The following is a 16,613-nucleotide window of genomic DNA, read 5'->3' as shown; positions in this document are numbered from 1 at the left end:
TCGCCGCCTGATCGGACTCAAACATGCCTACCTTCTCACTTCCCGGCGCCCGCCTGAAATCGCAGGGCGCGGACGGCTTGCCCGCCGCGCGCCGCTCCCGCTTCAACTGGCCGCGCGCCATCGTGGTGGTGCTGGCCTGCCTGGCGATCTTCCTTCCGCTGTTCCTGATTTTCTACCAGAGCGTCCTGACGGCGCCTTTCTTCATGCCCGACAAGCAGCTCGGGCTGGACGCCTTCCGCTTCGTCTTCGACGACCCCGATTTCTGGATGGCCTTCAAGAACGGCATGCTGCTGGCCTCCGGCCTGGCGGCGATCGCGGTGCCGCTGGGCGGCATGCTGGCCTTCCTGATGGTGCGCACCGACCTGCCTGGCCGCAGCTGGATCGCGCCGCTGCTGCTGGTGCCGATCTTCGTGTCGCCGATGGTGATGGGCTTCGGCTATGTGGTGTCCATGGGGCCGGTGGGCTTCTACACGACCTGCGTGCACCAGCTGCTCGGCATCGTGCCCTGGAACGTGTATTCCTTCACCAGCATCGTCGTGATCGCCGGCCTGACCCACGTGCCGCACGTCTACCTGTACGCTTCCTCGGCGCTGAAGAGCCTGGGCTCGGACGTCGAAGAGGCGGCGCGCACCACCGGTGCCTCGCCGTGGCAGGTGATGTTCAACGTGTCGCTGCCGATGATCATGCCGGCCCTGGCCTATGCCGGCGTGCTGGTGTTCTTCCTCGGCTTCGAGGTGTTCGGCCTGGTGCTGGTGCTGGGCGATCCGGAAGGCCACCTGGTGCTGGCGACCTACCTGTACAAGCTGACCAACAAACTCGGTACCCCGTCCTACCACCTGATGGCGGCGGTGGCCGTGTGCCTGGTGGCGGTGACCATGCCGCTGGTGATGCTGCAGCGCTGGCTGCTGAAGTCGGCCAATAAATACGTCTCGATCAAGGGCAAGGGTGCACGCCAGAAGCCGCTCCCGCTGGGCAAGTGGAAATGGCTGGCGATGGCCGTCATCGGCGCCTGGATCATGGTCACCATCGTGCTGCCGCTGTCCGGCATCGTGCTGCGCTCCTTCGTCCAGTACTGGGGCGAGGGCGTCAAGCTGGCCGACGTGCTGACCCTGCAGCACTTCCGCGACATCTTCGAGCAGCCATCGCTGGTGCGCGGCATCGTCAACACCATCCTGATCGGCGTGGTGGGCGGCGGCCTGGCCGTGGCCTGCTACACCGCCATCGCGCTGGCCATGCACCGCAAGCCGGACGGCGTGACCCGCCTGCTGGACTACAGCGTGCTGGTGCCGCGCGCCGTGCCGGGCCTGCTGGCCGGCCTGTCCTTCCTGTGGGTCTTCCTGTTCGTGCCGAGCTGGCTGGATACCATCCTGAAGGGCATGGACGCCGGCTGGGCCACCTGGCTGTCCGAGCACTTCATCCCGCAACTGCGCCAGCTGCGCTCGACCATCTTCGCGCTGTGGCTGGCCTATTCGGTGGTGTGGCTGGCCTACGGCATGCGCCTGGTCTCGACCTCGCTGCTGCAGGTCGGCCCCGAACTGGAAGAGGCGGCGCGCGCGGTCGGCGCCAGCCGCGGCCGCGTCACCCGCGACGTCACGCTCCCGCTGATCAAGTTCGGCATGCTGGGCGGCTGGCTGATGGTCTTCCTGATCTTCGAACGCGAATACTCGACCGGCGTCTACCTGCTGTCGCCCGGCACCGAAGTGATCGGCGCGATGCTGGTCTCGCTGTGGGCCGGCGGCTCTACCGACCTGGTGGCCGCGCTGTCCTTCATCAATATCACGCTCGTGGCCATCGGCCTGGGCATCGCGCTGCGCTTCGGCGTCAAGCTGCATAACTAACCACACGAATACGCGAGACATGACCATGAACGTTTTGACCGTCAACGACCTGCACCTCGACTACGGCAGCGGCGCCTCCGCCAACCCGATCCTGAAAGGCGTGTCGATGCACCTGCAGCGCGGCGAAGTGGTGGCGCTGCTGGGCCCTTCGGGCAGCGGCAAGACCACGCTGCTGCGCGCCGTGGCCGGCCTGGAAAGCCCGAAAGCGGGCACCATCGACATCGGCGAACGCCGCGTGTTCGAAGGCGGGGCCAAGGGCGGCCGCACGCTGGAGCTGCCGGCGGAAGAGCGCAACCTCGGGCTGGTGTTCCAATCCTATGCGCTGTGGCCGCACAAGACCGTGTTCGACAACGTGGCCTACGGTCTCAAGCTGCGCAAGATGGCCTCGCGCGAGATCAAGGAGAAGGTCAACGAAGTGCTGTCCCAGCTCGGCCTCGGCCACCTGGGCGAGCGCTTCCCGCACCAGTTGTCGGGCGGCCAGCAGCAGCGTGTGGCGATCGCCCGCGCGCTGGTCTACAACCCGCCGGTGATCCTGCTCGACGAACCGCTGTCCAACCTCGACGCCAAGCTGCGCGAGGAAGCCCGCGCCTTCCTGCGCGAGCTGATCGTGCGCCTGGGCCTGTCGGCCCTGATGGTGACCCACGACCAGGCGGAGGCGATGGCGATCTCGGACCGCATCCTGTTGCTCAACAACGGCAAGATCGAGCAGCAGGGCACGCCGCAATCGATGTATGAGGCGCCGGACACCCTGTTCACGGCCGAGTTCATGGGCAGTAACAACCGCCTGCCGGCGCAGCTGGTGCAGCGCAACGGCACGGGCGCGCGCCTGCAGGTGGGCGGCCGCGAGCTGAACGCGACCGCGCGCGGCCTGGGCGAGGGCAAGGATGCGTCCGCCCTGATCCGCGTCGAGGAAGTCAAAATCGGCCGCAGCCCGGTCGCCAACGGCATCGAGCTGCCGCTGCTGACTTCCATGTACCTGGGCGACCGCTGGGAATGCCTGTTCAAGAGCGGCGATGCCCATGTGCGCGCCTACTCCAAGCACCGCCTCGACCCGGGCCAGTACTGGCTCGAAATGCCGGCCGAGAAGCTCTGGGTGTTCTAAGTGTCTCAACTGCGCCGTTTCCTGCCGGCGCTCGCGCTGGCGCTGGCGGCGGCGCTGCTATGCATTGCGCTCGACACTCCGCTGCCCTGGATGATCGGCCCGCTGTTCTCGACCGCGATCGCCTGCATGCTGGGCGCGCAACTCGGGGCGCCGGTGCAGGCGCGCGAAGCAGGGCAGTGGGCGATCGGCACCGCGCTCGGGCTCTATTTCAGCGCGCCGGTGCTGGCGGCCCTGGCGCGTAACGCGGTCTGGATCGCACTGGCCGTCGCCATGGCGATCTGCCTCGGCATGGCGGCCGGCGCGCTGCTGCGCCGCCTGTCCGGCTGCGACGACGCCACTGCCTTCTTCGCGATGGCGGTCGGCGGCGCCTCCGAAATGGCGGTGCAGGCCGAGCGCCATGGCGCCGTCGTCGAACGCGTGGCCGCTGCGCACAGCCTGCGCATCATGATGGTGGTGGGGACGATTCCCTTCGCGGTACGCTGGCTGGCAAAGCACGGCTGGGGCGATGGGCTCGACATGTTCGTGCCGCTGGCCGCCAGCGTCGACATAGGCGGGCTGGCGCTGCTGATCCTGATAACGGGCGCCTGCGCGCTGGTCCTGAAACGCCTCGGCGTGCCGAACGCCTGGGTGATCGGCCCGCTGGCGGCGGCGCTGGCGCTGACCGCGGCCGGCATCCAGCTTTCGCGCCTGCCCGAGTGGATGATCCGCACCGGCCAGCTGTTCATCGGCGTCTCGCTCGGCACCCGCTTCACGCCTGCCTTCGTGCACACCGCGCCGCGCTACCTGGCCAGCGTGGCCGCCTGCAGTGCGGCGACGATGCTGGTCGCCGCCCTGTTCGCCCTGCTGCTGGCCCAGGTCACCTCGCTGCATCCCGGTACCATGATCCTGGCGACCTCGCCGGGCGGCATTGCCGAGATGTCGCTCACGGCGCGCGTGCTGCACCTGGGCGTGCCGGTGGTAACGGCCTTCCACGTGTCGCGCATGGTGATCGTGGTGCTGGCGATCGGACCCTTGTACCGGGGCTGGAGGTCGCTTCAGGAGCGACTTCGATCCACTGGATAGCGAAAGACAAGGCCAGCGGTATCGGAATCCGATGCCTATGCTTAACGTTTAGCAACATTCTATGTTCAAGGTCCGTCTTGTGTTGTAGATTGTGGCATCCAATCACACGCCACGATCTCCGCATGAGCCACTCGAGCCAGTTTTCCTTGCTGACCCAGCGCCGCTTCGGTCCCTTCTTCTGGACCCAGTTCCTGGGCGCCTTCAACGACAACCTGTTCAAGACCGCGCTACTGGTCGTGCTGACCTACGACGCGCTGTCCTGGACCAGCATGGCCCCGGCCCTGCTCAACAACCTGATCCCGGGCCTGTTCATCCTGCCCTACGTCGTGTTCTCGGCCACCGCCGGCCAGATCGCCGACAAGGTCGAGAAGGGCAGGCTGGCGCGCTTCGTCAAGCTGCTCGAAATCGTGATCATGGCGGTGGCGGGCATCGGCTGGTACACGCATACCTTGTGGCTGCTGGTCGCCGCCGTGGCCGGGATGGGCGTGCACTCGACCCTGTTCGGCCCCGTCAAATATGCCTACCTGCCGCAGCACCTGAAGCCGGAAGAGCTGGTGGGCGGGAATGGCGTGATCGAGATGGGCACCTTCGTCGGCATCCTGCTGGGCGAGGTGATGGGCGCGGTGCTGGCCGGCCGCGGCGCCTGGGGCGTGCACATGGTGGCGATCGGCACCGTGGCCATCGCGGTGCTGGGCCTGGCCACCAGCTGGCGCATCCCGGTGTCGCCGGCGCCGGCGCCCGACCTCGTCATCAGCAAGAATCCGATCGCTGAATCGCTGCGCAACCTGGGCTACTCGCGCCAGAACCGCACCGTGTTCCTGTCCATGCTCGGCAATTCCTGGTTCTGGTTCTACGGCGCGCTGGTGCTGTCGCAGTTCCCGCTCTACGCCAAGGACTACCTGCACGGCGACCACAGCGTGTTCGTGCTGCTGCTGACCATTTTCTCGCTCGGCATCGGCGCCGGCTCGCTGCTGTGCGAGAAGCTCTCGGGCCGCAAAGTGGAGATCGGCCTGGTGCCTTTCGGCGCGATCGGCCTGTCGCTGTTCGGCATCGACCTGTATTTCGCCAGCCTGGGCTACACGAATACCGCGACCGTCGATTTCATCGGTCTGCTGCACCAGCATGGCACCTGGCGCATCCTGCTGGACCTGCTGCTGCTGGGCGTCTTCGGCGGCTTCTTCATCGTGCCGCTGTTCGCGCTGATTCAAACCCGCTGCGACCCCAAGCATGTCTCGCGCACCATCGCCGGCATGAACATCCTGAATGCGCTGTTCATGGTGGCCGCGGCCGGCGTCGCCGTGTTCCTGTTCAAGCAGGGCTTCACGATCCCCGAGATGTTCCTGACCACGGCGCTGCTGAACGCGGTCGTCGCCATCTACATCTTCTCGCTGGTGCCGGAATTCCTGATGCGCTTCCTGGCCTGGCTGCTGATCCACACCATCCACCGCGTCTCGACCGTGAATGCCGAGCAGATTCCGGAAGAGGGCGCCGCGGTCCTGGTCTGCAACCATGTGTCCTACGTCGACGCGATCGTGATCATGGCCGCCAGCCCGCGCCCGATCCGCTTCGTGATGGACCACCGCATCTTCAAGACCCCGCTGCTGGGCTTCATCTTCCGCACCGCGAAGGCGATCCCGATCGCCCCGGCTAAGGAAAACCCGTGGCTGATGGAGAAGGCCTTCGTCGACATCGCCCAGGCCCTGCACGAAGGCGAGCTGGTTTGCATCTTCCCGGAGGGGAAACTGACCCGCGACGGCGAGATCGGCGAGTTCCGCGGCGGCGTCGCCAAGATCGTCGAGCGCAGCAAGGTGCCGGTGATCCCGATGGCGCTGCGCGGCCTGTGGGGCAGCGTGTTCTCGCGCGACCCGTCGAACGTGTTCGAGCGCTCCTTCGCGCGCGGCTGGCGTTCCAGGCTGGCGCTGGCGGTGGGACGGCCGGTGCCGCCGCAGGAGGTCACGCCGGAGGGCTTGTACGAGCAGGTACTGGCGCTACGTGGTGAATGGAAGTAACAAAATACTTATCATTCCAGCCGCCTCTGATATAATTGCAGGCTGAGTCGGGGCGTAGCGCAGCCTGGTAGCGTACCTGCATGGGGTGCAGGGGGTCGGAGGTTCGAATCCTCTCGCCCCGACCAATGAATTTGATGAGATTGGCCAGCTTTCGAGCTGGCCTTTTTCGTTTATATTCCCGCCATTCTCAGTCCTCGCGCCGGTGAGCCCAGGTGTACAGGGCCGGCAGGATCAGCAGGGTCAGGGCTGTCGACGACAGAATGCCGCCGATGACCACGGTCGCCAGCGGCCGCTGCACCTCGGCGCCGGTACTGGTGGCCAGCGCCATCGGCAGGAAGCCCAGCGAGGCCACCAGCGCCGTCATCAGCACCGCCCGCAAGCGTACTTGCGCCCCCTCGCGCATGGCCTGCTCGGGCCTGTAGCCCCGATCGCGCAGCGAGCGTACGAAGGCAATCATGACCAGCCCGTTCAGCACCGCCACGCCGGACAGCGCAATGAAGCCGATCGCCGCCGAAATCGACAGCGGCAGACCGCGCAGCCACAGCGCCAGCACGCCGCCGCTCATCGCGAACGGAATCCCGCTGAACACCAGCAGCCCATCCTTCACGCTGTTGAACATCAGGTAGAGCAGGGCGAACACGATGGCCAGCGCCGCCGGAATCACGAGGGCGAGGCGTTGCGCCGCCGCCTGCAGGTTCTCGAACTGGCCGCCGAGGCCGAGCCATACGCCTGCCGGCAGCTTCAGCCTTCCCAGCTCCACCTGCAGGGAGGCGACGAAGGAACCGAGGTCGCGCCCGCGCACGTTGGCGGTGACGACGATCCTGCGCTTGCCGTTCTCGCGGCTGATCTGGTTCGCCTCCGGCACGAAGCCGAGGGTAGCGATCTCGGATAGCGGAATGCTGGCTGCATGGCCGTTCCGCGCCGGCAGCGCGATCGGCAGTTGGCGCAGGCTGGCGATGTCGTTGCGGGCGTCTTCCGGCAGCCGCACCGTGATGGCGAAGCGGCGGTCGCCCTCGAACATCATGCCGACCTCGCGCCCGCCGACCAGGGTGCCGAAGGCTTCCTGGACGTCGGCCACGTTCAGGCCGTAGCGCGCGGCCTTGATGCGGTCGACCTCCAGCGTCAGCGCCGGCAGCCCTTCGGTCTGTTCGACCTTGATCTCCGTGGCGCCCCTTACCTTGCCCAGTACCTGGGCGACCTGCTGGGCGGCGGCCGTCATCGCCGCGGGCTCGTCGCCGATGACCTTGACGGCGATGTCGCTGCGTACGCCGGATATGAGCTCGTTGAAGCGCAGCTGGATCGGCTGCGAGAACTCGTAGCTGTTCCCGGGAATCCGGTTGGCCGCCGCCGTGATGGCGGCCACCAGCGCCGCATGCGACTTGCGCGGCTTCGGCCACTGGCTTTCGGGACGCAGGATGATGTAGCTGTCGGCGGCGTTCGGCGGCATCGGATCGGTCGCTACTTCGGACGTGCCGATGCGTGCGAACATGCGCTCGATCTCCGGGAACTGCTTCAGCAGCGAGGCTTCGAGATGCTGCTGCATCGCCACCGACTGCTGCAGGCTGGTGCCGGGCACGCGCATGGTCAGTACCGCCAGGTCGCCTTCGTCCAGGTTGGGCGCGAATTCGTTGCCCAGCCTGGTCGCCAGCAGGCCGCTCAGGAGCACGCACAGGACGGCAAAGCTCAGCGCCACCGGACGGTTGCGCAGGACCCGGTCCAGCATCGGCGCGTACAGCTCCCTGGCTTTGTCCATCAGCCGGCTTTCATGGCTGGCTGCCTGGCTGCCGGCGAACAGCGCGACCGCCGCCGGCACGAAGGTCACGGACAGCAGCATCGCCGCCGCCAGCGCCATCACGACCGTGATCGCCATCGGGTGGAACATCTTCCCTTCGATGCCGGACAGGGCGAAGATCGGCAGGTAGACGGTCATGATGATCAGCTGGCCGAACAGCAGCGGACGGCGCGCCTCGGCGGCTGCCGCGGCGACTTCCGCGAAGCGCTCCTCGCGCGTCAAGGGACGGCCGGCCGCGGCCTGGGCGAGGCCAAGGCGCCGGATGCAGTTCTCGACGATGACCACGGCGCCGTCGACGATGATGCCGAAGTCGAGCGCGCCGAGGCTCATCAGGTTGGCGCTGACGCCGGCCTTGACCATGCCGGTGAAGACCATCAGCATGGACAGGGGAATCACCAGGGCCGTCACCAGGGCGGCGCGCAGGTTGCCGAGGAAGAGGAAGAGGATCGCGACCACCAGCAGGGCGCCTTCGAGCAGGTTCTTGCGCACGGTGGCGATGGCCTTGTTGACCAGCACCGAGCGGTCGTAGACGGGCAGGGCCTGCACCCCCGGCGGCAGCGAACGGCTGAGCTCCGCCAGCTTGCGCCGCGCGCTTTCAGCCACCGTGCGGCTGTTCTCGCCGACCAGCATGAAGACCGCGCCGAGCACCACTTCGCGCCCGTTTTCCGTGGCTGCGCCGGTGCGCAGTTCGCGTCCGGGCATGACTTCGGCAACGTCGCGCACGCGCACCGGCGCGCCCTGCACGACGTCGAGCACGATGTTGCGGATCTCCTCCAGCGACTTGACCTGGCCGGGCGTGCGCACCACGAACTGCTCGCCGCCGCGCTCGATGTAGCCGGCGCCGGCGTTCATGTTGTTGCGGTCGATGGCGTTCACCAGCACCGCCAGCGACAGGCCGTGGGCCGACAGCCTGGCCATGTCCGGAGCGACCTGGTACTCCTTCAGGTAGCCGCCGATGGTGTTCACCTCGGTGACGCCGGCCACGCCGCGCAGCTGCGGCGCCACGATCCAGTCCTGGATCTCGCGCAGGTCGGCCGGCGTGTAGGGACTGCCGTCCGGCTTGCGCGCATCTTCCTTCGCCTCGACGGTCCAGTAGAAGATCTCGCCCAGCCCGGTCGCGGTCGGCCCCATGGCCGGTTCGACGCCGGCGGGCAGCCTGGCTTTGGCGCCCTGCAGGCGTTCGGCCACCAGCTGGCGCGCGAAATAGAGGTCGGTGCCTTCCCTGAAGACCACCGTGACCTGGGACAGGCCGTACTTCGACAGCGATCGGGTCTGCTCCAGCCGCGGCAGTCCGCTCATCGCGGTCTCGATGGGGAAGGTGATGCGCTGCTCGACTTCGAGCGGCGAGTAGCCCTGGGCGGCGGTGTTGATCTGCACCTGGACGTTGGTGATGTCGGGGACGGCGTCGATCGGCAGGCGCTGGTAGTTATAGACGCCAAGGCCGGCCAGGCAGGCGACGGCGAACAGGACCAGCCAGCGGCGCGCGATGGCGAATGCGATGAGTTTCTGGAACATGGCAGCCTTCTCAGTCGTCGTGTTCGGCTTCGGATTTCCCGAGCTCGGCCTTGAGGAGGAAGCTGCCGCTGGACGCATGGGGCGTGCCGGCTGCGATGCCTTTCAGGATTTCGGTTCGCTTGCCGTCCGAGCGTCCGATGGTGACGTCCCGCGGCTGGAAGCCGGAAGGCGTGCGCACGAAGACGACCTCGTGCTCGTGGATGGTCTGGACGGCTTCGCTGGCGACCGTCACCGGCGCCTGCGCTTGTGGGCCGAGCAGGTCGAGCGTGGCCAGCATCCCGGGGCGAAGATGTCCTTCGCGGTTGGGAAGCAGGACTCTGGCGGTGGCCATGCGGGTCGCCTCGCCGAGCACGGGGCCGACGAAGGACACGACACCGTCGAGCGCCGCCGGCATGGCGTTGACGCTGACCCTGGCCGGCATGCCCGGGCGGACCTGCGCCAGGCTGTCGGCGGGCACGGCTGCCTCCACCCAGACCCGGGACAGGTCGGCGATCGTCAGCAGCGGCTTGCCGCTGTCCACCGCCTGGCCGGCGACGGCGGGCTTGTCGATCACGACGCCGTCCAGCGGGGCGCGCACGGTAACGATGCCGGATAGCTTGCCGTCCGCCGCGATGCCCAGCGCTGTCATCCGCTGCCGCGCGGCCTGTGCGGCGATCTCCGATTCCTTCAAGCCTGCCTGTGCGGCCTCGAGGTCCTGGCGCGCGGAGATGCCTTCTTCCCACAGGGTCTTTTCGCGCTGCCAGGCCGTTCGCGCCAGCGCCACGCGGGCCTGGGCGCTCGCCAGATCGGCGCGCCACTGGGCGGCGCTGGGGCTCTGGATGGTCACCAGCGCCTGTCCGCGCTTGACGGTGGCGCCGGGCGACACCAGCACCGATTGCGCGATGCCTTCGGCGGGCGCACCGATGGCGACCGTCCGCTCGGCATCGACCTTGATTTCCGCCGGCAGGTGCAGCCGCTCGCGGATCATGGCCGGCGCTGCCGGGTCGACGGCGATGCCATTCGATTTGATCTGCGCCTCGCTCATCGCCACGCCAGGCTGGCTTTCGGACTGGGCAGCTTGTGCGCCTTCGTCAGGGTGGCGGTCGTCATGGCCGTGGGAGTCCCGGTGTGCGGCGTGCTCGCCGCCTTGCGCGGCGGGTGCGGCGGGCTGGCGCCACAGGATCAGGGCGGCCAGGATTGCGGACACCGCGCACATCAGCGCGATCGTCCATGTCTGTTTCTTCGTCATGTCTGTCTCAATCGGTAAATTCGGTGGAGGCTGCGGGGCCGGCGATGCGCTCGATGTCGGCAAAGGCGCGCCAGGCTTCCAGCACGCTGTTCGATTCGCGGGACTGGGCCTGGAACCAGGTGCGCTGGGCGTCGAGCACGTCCAGGATCGAAAACTTGCCGTACTCGAAGCCCTTCAGGGTCAGCTCGTAGGCAGATTGCGCGTTCGGCAGCACTTCCTGGCACAGCAGCCGCGCTTCGGTGCGCGCGGCGTCGTAGCGGGCGCGGGCGCTGGCCAGCTCCGCTGCCGTATTGGACTGGGCGGCGGCCAGCTCTTCGCGGGCCTTGTCGGTGCGCTGCAGGGCCGCGCGCAGATTGCCCTCGTTGCGGTTAAACAGCGGCAGCGGCACCGAGAGGCCGAGCACGGCCTGGCGCCGGCCGGCTTCGTCCTCGCGCTGGCTGCCGACGGACAGGGTGAGGTCGGGAAGCCGCGCGGCGCGCTCGACGCCGGCCTGCGCTTCCTGGACCGCCAGCTGGCTGCGGGCGCGCCGGACGGATCCCGAGGCGCCGGCGCGGGCGAGCAGGGCGCCGAGCGCTTCGACCTCAGGCAACTGGTCCGCCGGCCCCTCCAGCACGAGCTCAGCTGGCGACATGCCGGTCAGCGTGCCCAGCCGATTCCTGGCGACGGCGAGTTCGGCCCCGGCCTGGGTCAAGCCGGCGGCGGCGTCCACCGCGGCCAGGCGGGCCTTGGTTTCGTCGATCGGTGAGACCTTGCCGGCGCGGACCCGCTTGCCGGCCACCTCGACGCTCCTGCGCGCCAGCTCGCTCATGGCCTGCGCCAACTGCACGCGGCGCTGTGCCACCAGCACCGCATGCCAGGCGCCGATGACGTCGGCGCGGACTTCCTGGCGCCGTGCCGCCAGCTCGCTCTTCGAGAGGCCGGCGGCGCCTTGCGCGAGTGCGACGCGCGCCCGGCGCTTGCCGCCCAGTTCGATAGTCTGGTTGACCTGGATGGTGGTAGTGCGCGCGCCCGGCTGCTGGCCTTCGCGCAACCAGGCGAGCTCCGGGTTGGGGTAACTGCCGGCCTGGCCGACCAGGGCTTCGTTTGCCGCCACCTCGTGGGCGGATGCGCGCAGGGCGGGCTGTGCGAGCGCCAGGCGGACTGCGGCCGCCAGGTCGATCGTCTCGGCCGCGCAAGGGCCCCACGCCAATAGGGATACGACGGCCAGCATGGCTGGACGCCTCTTTAGGGTGTACATGGTCTGCTCCTGAAATGGGTTTATTCAGGCGCGCAGGCGGTGCGGGCCGGCCGGCCCGTCAATCAAGAATCCGCGCGCCGGTCGGCGGCGGTCGGCCATTTGGGCCGTTCCAGGCGGCCCCTGGGCGGCGCGGTCGGGCTCGGGAGGGCGAAGGCCGTGCGCTCCACGTGGTGCGGCGCGGCGGGCAGGTCGATACTGCCGGAAGGGAGGTAAATGATGTGCCCGAACACGCAGGCGGCGCAATGCGGATCGGACAGCGCACCGTGGCCGTCGTCGGCCACGAACACCGCCGGCGCGGCGAAAGTGGCGCGGTCCTGCTCCGCGCCGTGATGGGTCAGGCCGGCGGGCGTCGTCACGCAGCACTTGTCCGCCACTGCCAGGGCAACCTGGAATGGATAGACGAGCAACAGCATGATGATGATCCAGCGGCGCATGGAGGCATGATACCGGCAATTGCGAGATCGTCAAACCGTCCTGCGCAACGTGCCGGTGGTGGGCGGCAGCGAAACCATCCTGGTGGTGAGGACGACCTGGCGGTGCAGGCGATGCAGGGCCTCGGCTACCGCGTACTGAAGGGCAGCGACGGCCAGGGCGCGCTGACCATCCCGCAAAGCGGGATCCCGGTCGACATGCTGTTCACCTCGAGCTATACGCAGAATGCCATCGTGCACGGCGGCCGCCTCGATCCGGGCGTGGAACTGATCAGCAAGCCTTGCGGCCGCGACGAACTGGCGCGCCGGACTCCGCCGGCCTCGGGATCAAGCCGCTGTTCCTGCCGAAGCCCTTCACCCTCGCCGCACTGCAGGCGCTGCTGGAAGAACTCAGCGGCGAAGGCAGCGTCTGAGGTCGGCCTTTATTCGAGACCGTCGATGATCCCGCACAGCCGCTCGGTCGGCACCGGCTTCACCAGGTGCAGGTCGAAGCCGGCTTCCAGCGCCCGGTTCTGGTCCTTCACCAGGCCGTAGCCGGTCAGGGCGATCAGCCGGATGCCGCTGGTGGCCGGGTCCTGGCGCAGGCGCCGCGCGACTTCGTAACCGTCCATGCCGGGCAGGCCGATGTCGACCAGCGCCAGCTGCGGCGGGTTGGCGGTCGCCTCTTCGATGCCGCGGATGCCGTCGCCGGCCTGGCGCACGTCGTAGCCATGGGCGCGCAGCGCAAGCGCCATCATTTCGCGGCCGTCGTCGTTATCGTCGATCAGCAGGATGCTCGGCCTGGCGGCACGCGGGGATGCGCGGCGCTCGACCCGCACCGTCTCGCCCGGCTCGATCGCCGGCAGGCGCACCGTGAAGCTGCTTCCCTGTCCGGTTCCTTCGCTGCTGACGGCGATCGCGCCGCCGTGCAGTTCCACCATCCGCCGCACCAGCGACAGGCCGATGCCCAGGCCGCCCTGCGAGCGGTCGAGCGCGCTCGATACCTGCATGAAGATGTCGAAGACGCGCGGCAGCAGATCGGCGTCGATGCCGATGCCATCGTCCTTGACCACCACCACCGCCTCCTGTCCGATCCGCTGGACCGACACCTCGATGGCGCCGCCCGGCGGCGTGTACTTCAGGGCGTTCTCGACCAGGTTCGAAATCACCTGCTCGAGGCGGGCGGGATCGCCGTCCACCCAGACCGCGTCCAGGGTGTCCTTCAGCGTGTGCAGGCCGGCGCGCCCGGTCGCGCGGTAGGTCGCAAGGCAGGTCTCGACCAGCTTGCCCAGATCGAGCGGCCGGCGCGCCAGCACCACCTTGCCCGACATCGCGCGCGACAGGTCCAGCAGGTCGTCGACGATGGCGCTCAGCTGCTTGGTCTGGCGCTGGACGATGCTGCGCGCGCGCAGGGCGATATCGGACGTGATGGCCGGCATGCCCAGCAGCGAAGCCGCGCTGCTGATCGCCGACAGCGGATTGCGCAGCTCGTGCCCGAGCATCGCCAGGAATTCGTCCTTGGCATGGCTGGCCCGCTCGACGGCATGGCGCTCTTCCATCTCGCGGGTGAGCCGCTCGTTGATGTCGACCAGTTCCTGCGTATGCTGGCCGAGTTCGGTGGTCTGGCGGCGCAGCTCTTCGTTCTTCTGCGCCATGGTGACGAACACCGAGACCTTGGCGCGCATGATCTGCGGGATCACCGGCGTGAAGAGGAAGTCGGCGGCGCCGCGCTGGTAGGCCTGCAGGCGCGCGACTTCGTCGGCCTGGTAGGCCGTGATGAAGATGATGGGGACTTCCGCGGAGCGTGGGTGCTGCTGGATCGCCTCCGCGGTCTCGAAGCCGTTCATGCCGGGCATGTTCACGTCGAGCAGGATCACGGCGAAGTCGTGCAGCAGTACCTGGCGCAGGGCCTCCTGTCCGGAGCGCGCGCTGACGACCGTGTAATTCAGTTCCTCGGCCCAGAGATCGAGCAGGCTGGTCAGCGCCAGGAGGCTGGCATGGTCGTCGTTGACGACCAAAATCCTGGGACGCTCGAATGGGGGCACCTTGTCTCCGGTCGTATTTATCAATGCTGGCCGCGAAGCATAACAAAGTTGCAGTGATGCATGCAATTCGATTCGTATCGTGCAGGCCTGCGCCTTCTAGTGTTTCTGATAGACCAGCCCTTCCGGTTCGGCTTCCGCCCTATCGGGGCCGCGCCGTCCCAGTCGCATGATGGGCGCCTCCACCAGTACGAAGGATAGCCTGGCGAGCGCCAGCGTGAGCACGAAGATCAGCAGCGCGCGCCCAACCGGTCCGGGCAACTGTACATGCAGCAGCGCGAGCCCCTGGCGCAACCAGGCGCTGTCCAGCAGCAGCGGCACCGCCAGGTGGTAGAGGTAGAAGCCGTAGCTGATCCTGCCCAGGGCGGCCAGCGGACGGGTCTCCAGCAGGCGCACCGCCAGGCTGTCCTGGCGGCAGGCGAGCCAGGCGACCAGCACGGCCAGGCACAGGCCCAGCACCAGCGCCGAGCCGGCGTAGCGCAGCGGGCCGAGATCGGTCCAGGCGTCCGGTGCGCGGTAGCAGGAACTGGCGGCGCCGACAACGAAGGCCAGCAGGGCCACCCGGCCGCCCAGCAGCCTGCGCAGGCGGGACGCCGGATTGCCCACCGCCTGGTAAGCAAGCGCGCCCAGCGCCAGCACCCACATATTGGTGAGCGGATGGGTCAGGAAGAACACCTGGCTCGTACCGGCGGTCTTGAAGGCCCACATGGCCATCACGCCGCTGGCGGCCAGCAGGGTGCAGGCCAGCCAGTGCCAGCGCAGCGGCAACAGTAGCAGCACGGGGGCGAACAGCAGGTAGAACTGTTCTTCGACCGCCAGGCTCCACAGGTGCGAGAAGGGCCCTGGCCAGTCGCCCCAGGCGCCAATCCAGAAGTTCGACAGGTAGGCGTAGTGGAAGGGCAGCGAGGGCCGGAACTCGGCCGGCAACGCGCCGCTCAGCACCATCGCCGTCAGCACGACCAGCAGCAGGTAGTAGATCGGAAAGATGCGCAGCGTGCGCCGCAGCAGGAAGTGCTCGAGCGCCGTCGTCACCTGGCTGGCGCCGGCTTCGATCAGGCGGCGATGGCGCGCCAGGATGCCGGTGATCAGGTAACCGCTGAGAGCAAAGAAAATCCAGACGCCCAGCTGACCCGGGCCGAACAGGGTGATGTGCGCGTTATGCTGGAGGAAAACCAGGCAGACGGCGATGGCACGCAGACCATCGAAGCCGCGAATTCTCTGTGTCATAAACCTGTGGAATAAAATGTTCCACAGGGATATTACATTAATAATATTATAAAAGATGAAACAGTTCACTGGACTGTCGCATTGCCAACACAAGCGGCGCTAGAAGGGCGGCGCTTCGTCGGACGCCGGTGGCGGCAGGTCCAGGTCGATCTCGAATTTGTCCAGCAGCGAGAGATCGGCGCCGTCGACCAGCGCCTGGGCCTGGAAGGCCGCATGTGCGCGCACCCCGTGCGGCTGATGCGACACCAGCATCACCGGCAGGGCGGGGAAATGCGGCTGCAGCCGCGCCAGCAATGCATCGCCCATGCCTGGCACGACCCAGGCCGGCGGCGGGAAGGCCACCACCACCCGCACGCCTTTCAGCACCGCCAGCGCGACCCCGATCTTCATCTCAGATCCGGTCGCTTTCCTTGCGCACCACGCGCCCGATCAGCAGGCATTCCGCGCCTTTGCACAGCTTGCGGTGGTAGCGGCGCTGGTCCGGGTTGTCCGAGGTCAGCCACCACTGGCCGGCGTCGCGCGTGAGGCGCTTGACCACCGCTTCGCCCTCGTAGTTGAAGGCATAGACGGCGCCGTCGACGGGCTTGGTGTCGAGGGTGTTGACGATCACGATGTCGTCCTGGTACAGCGAGGGCTCCATGCTCTCGCCCTTTACCAGGATGGCGATCAGGTGCTCGGCGCGCAGCTGGTGGCGCTCGATCCAGGAGCGGCGCAGGCCCAGGGTGCCGCCATCGCGCCGTTCGGGCTCCGTCTGGAAGCCGGTGATGCCGGCGGAGAGGCGCAGCTTGACCATCTGGATCTGGACGAAGTCGGCGTCGTCGTTGGCGGCGGCGCGCACCGCCATCGCATCCTTGACCCCGTGCAGCGGTGCATGGTGGCGGTCGCCTTCGCCGGTCATCAGCCAGATATGGGAAATCCCGAGCTCGCGCTCGAGGTTCAGTGCGTAGCGGATATCCATCGACTTGATCTTCCCGGTCAGCCACTGGTTGACCACGCTTTTCGATGCGCCGGAGGCTTTCACCAGGCCGGTCTGGCCGCGTTCGCCTTCGAGCTGGGGGAGGTCGCGATGGATGAGGTCCAGGCGTTCCGATAGGGAGTTCATGTTTAGCATCCTAAACCCGATTGGTGTAGTGTTCTTGACTAAGATCAGT

General features: G+C 67.7%; 12 protein-coding genes, 1 tRNA gene and 1 pseudogene. 6 read left to right on the top strand and 8 right to left on the bottom strand.

The window, feature by feature from the left end; genetic code table 11:
• Window positions 1–23 precede the first annotated feature (23 nt).
• The 5 genes from AC07PE_RS02005 (at window position 24) to AC07PE_RS01985 (ending at window position 6,136) form a co-directional block, all read left to right on the top strand.
• Entirely contained in the window at window positions 24–1,838 is a 1,815-nt protein-coding gene (locus AC07PE_RS02005) for an ABC transporter permease (RefSeq protein ID WP_498761098.1), read from the top strand.
• 25 nt (window positions 1,839–1,863) lie between these two features.
• Window positions 1,864–2,940 (top strand): ABC transporter ATP-binding protein, encoded by a 1,077-nt coding sequence (locus AC07PE_RS02000; RefSeq protein WP_498761096.1) that lies wholly within the window; start codon window positions 1,864–1,866, stop codon window positions 2,938–2,940.
• The gene (locus AC07PE_RS01995) at window positions 2,941–4,002 is read left to right on the top strand and encodes an AbrB family transcriptional regulator (protein ID WP_498761094.1); all 1,062 of its coding nucleotides are present in this window, start codon (window positions 2,941–2,943) and stop codon (window positions 4,000–4,002) included.
• 122 nt (window positions 4,003–4,124) lie between these two features.
• Window positions 4,125–6,011: an MFS transporter gene (locus AC07PE_RS01990; protein ID WP_498761093.1), complete on the top strand. Its 1,887-nt coding sequence runs from the start codon at window positions 4,125–4,127 to the stop codon at window positions 6,009–6,011.
• A gap of 48 nt (window positions 6,012–6,059) precedes the next feature.
• Window positions 6,060–6,136: transfer RNA gene (locus AC07PE_RS01985), tRNA-Pro, on the top strand.
• Between the two features lie 62 nt (window positions 6,137–6,198).
• On the opposite strand, the gene AC07PE_RS01980 is transcribed toward AC07PE_RS01985, so the two are convergent.
• From AC07PE_RS01980 to AC07PE_RS01965, 4 genes are all read right to left on the bottom strand, one after another.
• Entirely contained in the window at window positions 6,199–9,318 is a 3,120-nt protein-coding gene (locus AC07PE_RS01980; RefSeq protein WP_498761091.1) for an efflux RND transporter permease subunit, read from the bottom strand.
• Window positions 9,319–9,328: 10 nt separating this feature from the next.
• Window positions 9,329–10,546: an efflux RND transporter periplasmic adaptor subunit gene (locus AC07PE_RS01975; RefSeq protein ID WP_498761089.1), complete on the bottom strand. Its 1,218-nt coding sequence runs from the start codon at window positions 10,544–10,546 to the stop codon at window positions 9,329–9,331.
• Window positions 10,547–10,553: 7 nt separating this feature from the next.
• The gene (locus AC07PE_RS01970) at window positions 10,554–11,783 is read right to left on the bottom strand and encodes a TolC family protein (RefSeq protein ID WP_498761087.1); all 1,230 of its coding nucleotides are present in this window, start codon (window positions 11,781–11,783) and stop codon (window positions 10,554–10,556) included.
• Window positions 11,784–11,845: 62 nt separating this feature from the next.
• A complete protein-coding gene (locus tag AC07PE_RS01965) occupies window positions 11,846–12,190 on the bottom strand; it encodes a hypothetical protein (RefSeq protein ID WP_498761085.1) in 345 nt (114 codons plus the stop codon).
• A gap of 82 nt (window positions 12,191–12,272) precedes the next feature.
• On the opposite strand from AC07PE_RS01965, the pseudogene AC07PE_RS01960 reads away from it, so the two are divergent.
• Window positions 12,273–12,656 (top strand): annotated as a pseudogene (locus AC07PE_RS01960) (hypothetical protein); the annotation flags it as partial.
• On the opposite strand, the gene AC07PE_RS01955 reads toward AC07PE_RS01960, so the two are convergent.
• The 4 genes from AC07PE_RS01955 to AC07PE_RS01940 form a co-directional block, all read right to left on the bottom strand.
• Entirely contained in the window at window positions 12,637–14,238 is a 1,602-nt protein-coding gene (locus AC07PE_RS01955) for a response regulator (protein WP_498761083.1), read from the bottom strand. The pseudogene AC07PE_RS01960 and the gene AC07PE_RS01955 sit on opposite strands and share 20 nt — an antisense overlap.
• A 96-nt stretch (window positions 14,239–14,334) precedes the next feature.
• Window positions 14,335–15,462, bottom strand: a complete 1,128-nt coding sequence (locus AC07PE_RS01950) for an acyltransferase family protein (protein ID WP_498761082.1) — start codon at window positions 15,460–15,462, stop codon at window positions 14,335–14,337.
• A 99-nt stretch (window positions 15,463–15,561) separates the two neighbouring features.
• Entirely contained in the window at window positions 15,562–15,852 is a 291-nt protein-coding gene (locus AC07PE_RS01945) for a hypothetical protein (RefSeq protein ID WP_498761080.1), read from the bottom strand.
• A 1-nt stretch (window position 15,853) separates the two neighbouring features.
• A complete protein-coding gene (locus AC07PE_RS01940) occupies window positions 15,854–16,564 on the bottom strand; it encodes a S24 family peptidase (protein ID WP_498761078.1) in 711 nt (236 codons plus the stop codon).
• Window positions 16,565–16,613: the final 49 nt, after the last annotated feature.

Source organism: Telluria sp. GW821-FHT07G12 (genome assembly GCF_059418525.1).
Note: the sequence above shows the minus strand (reverse complement) of the source record. Positions and strands in the feature narration are given on the sequence as shown.

Excerpts from the sequence above, each read along its gene's own strand:
- AC07PE_RS01975 (WP_498761089.1), bottom strand. The coding sequence starts at position 10,546 with ATGACGAAGAAACAGACATGGACGATCGCGCTGATGTGCGCGGTGTCC.
- AC07PE_RS01940 (WP_498761078.1), bottom strand. The coding sequence starts at position 16,564 with ATGAACTCCCTATCGGAACGCCTGGACCTCATCCATCGCGACCTCCCC.
- AC07PE_RS01945 (WP_498761080.1), bottom strand. The coding sequence starts at position 15,852 with ATGAAGATCGGGGTCGCGCTGGCGGTGCTGAAAGGCGTGCGGGTGGTG.
- AC07PE_RS02005 (WP_498761098.1), top strand. The coding sequence starts at position 24 with ATGCCTACCTTCTCACTTCCCGGCGCCCGCCTGAAATCGCAGGGCGCG.
- AC07PE_RS01990 (WP_498761093.1), top strand. The coding sequence starts at position 4,125 with ATGAGCCACTCGAGCCAGTTTTCCTTGCTGACCCAGCGCCGCTTCGGT.
- AC07PE_RS01970 (WP_498761087.1), bottom strand. The coding sequence starts at position 11,783 with ATGTACACCCTAAAGAGGCGTCCAGCCATGCTGGCCGTCGTATCCCTA.
- AC07PE_RS01980 (WP_498761091.1), bottom strand. The coding sequence starts at position 9,318 with ATGTTCCAGAAACTCATCGCATTCGCCATCGCGCGCCGCTGGCTGGTC.
- AC07PE_RS01950 (WP_498761082.1), bottom strand. The coding sequence starts at position 15,462 with ATGACACAGAGAATTCGCGGCTTCGATGGTCTGCGTGCCATCGCCGTC.
- AC07PE_RS02000 (WP_498761096.1), top strand. The coding sequence starts at position 1,864 with ATGAACGTTTTGACCGTCAACGACCTGCACCTCGACTACGGCAGCGGC.